This is a genomic window from Streptomyces sp. MB09-02B (assembly GCF_033794485.1).
Taxonomy (GTDB): domain Bacteria; phylum Actinomycetota; class Actinomycetes; order Streptomycetales; family Streptomycetaceae; genus Streptomyces.
In genome coordinates this window covers 1-1,362 of sequence record NZ_JARGEE010000860.1, presented here as the reverse complement: position 1 = coordinate 1,362, position 1,362 = coordinate 1, and the positions used below count along the sequence as shown (strand labels likewise).

Here is a 1,362-nt window from a genome sequence, read left to right as displayed (position 1 = left end):
CCCCCACCTCCGGCACTCTGTCCAACCGCACCCCGAAGTGGTCCCGGTACACCGCCAGTACCTCCTCGTCCGAACCCAGCTCGGTCACCTCGCGGGCGCCATCCACCGCGGTGACGGTGAACGTGCGCCCGCTGAGGGTGACGCGGCCGCCGTTCTCCGTCAGCCGGGAGCAGACGGGGGACCGCGTGAAGTGGGAGGCCGGCGAGGTGCTGTGCCACCACGCCCCGGCCACGAAGTCCCCGAGCACCCTCGGCCGCGTCTCCAGCCGGTACTGCGGCTCGCCGTTCCGGAACACGTCCAGGTCCCCGAACTCCCGGCCCCCGCTCTCCCGGTCCGCCTCGGCCACCCGGAACCTGCCCCCCGGGTCCTCCTGCTCCCCCCGGTCCCCGAACTCCAGCGGATAGTGGCTGTTCGCCCCGAACCCGACATCGGCCAGCCAGTCACCCCCGTCCACCGTCCGCACCCGCAGCGCGAGATGGTCGTACGGGATGCCGAGCCGCCCCTCCTCGCCGTACACCCGCGCCGCGAGCAACGTCACGTCGAACCCGAGCTTCGCGAGCAACGCCCCGAACAATCCGTTCAGTTCGTAGCAGAACCCGCCCCTGCGCTCCCCGACCACCTTGTCCAGCAGCCGCTTCTCCTCCAGAACGATCTCCTCCCCGAGGTGGATCGACAGGTTCTCGAAGGGCACCGCCCGCAGATGGCGCAGGTGCAGTTCACGCAGTACGTCGACGGTGGGCCAGGCCTGCTGCTCGGCCCCGAGACGGCGAAGGTAGGCGTCAAGCTCCGCGGTATTCATGCCCTCAGTCTCTCGCCACGAGCAACTCCTCCGCCGTACCCGCGACGGCGACCGCGCCGTCCTCGTCCGTACGCAGCACCGTGGCACCCCCGGCCCGCAGCGCAGCGACCGTACTGGGCGCCGGATGGCCGTACGGGTTGTCCGCGCCCACGGAGATGAGTGCCAGCTCGGGGGCCATGGCCCGTATCAGCCCCGGGTCCTGGTAGGCCGAACCGTGGTGGGCGACCTTCACCACGTCCACGGCTCCGAGCGCGGCGGCCTCCGGAGACCTCGCCAGCTCTCGTTGACCGGGCGGTTCCAGGTCGCCGAGGAGCAGCAGGGTCAGCCCCGCCGAGCGGACGAGCATGGTGACGCTGGCGTCGTTCGGCCCTTCCGGCGCGGCCTGGTCGCTCGGCGGCCACAGCACCCGCCAGGCGAGGCTGCCCGTGCGCCGCTCCTCCCCGGCCACGGCCCGCGTCAGCGGGATCCCCCGGGCCGCCGCCTCCCTGCGCACGAACGCCGCCTGCTCCACGGGCTCCTCGAACCCCGTCGTCGCGATCGCCCCCACCGAACGCCCCCGCAGC

General features: G+C 72.6%; 2 protein-coding genes. Both read right to left on the bottom strand.

The window, feature by feature from the left end; all coding sequences use genetic code 11:
- A partial coding sequence (locus P1P70_RS44675; protein WP_319248229.1) for an arylamine N-acetyltransferase occupies positions 1 to 799 on the bottom strand: 799 nt, incomplete at its 3' end.
- A 4-nt stretch (positions 800 to 803) separates the two neighbouring features.
- Positions 804 to 1,362, bottom strand: a 559-nt coding sequence (locus tag P1P70_RS44670) for a ComEC/Rec2 family competence protein (protein ID WP_413471695.1), incomplete at its 5' end; no start/stop codon positions are given.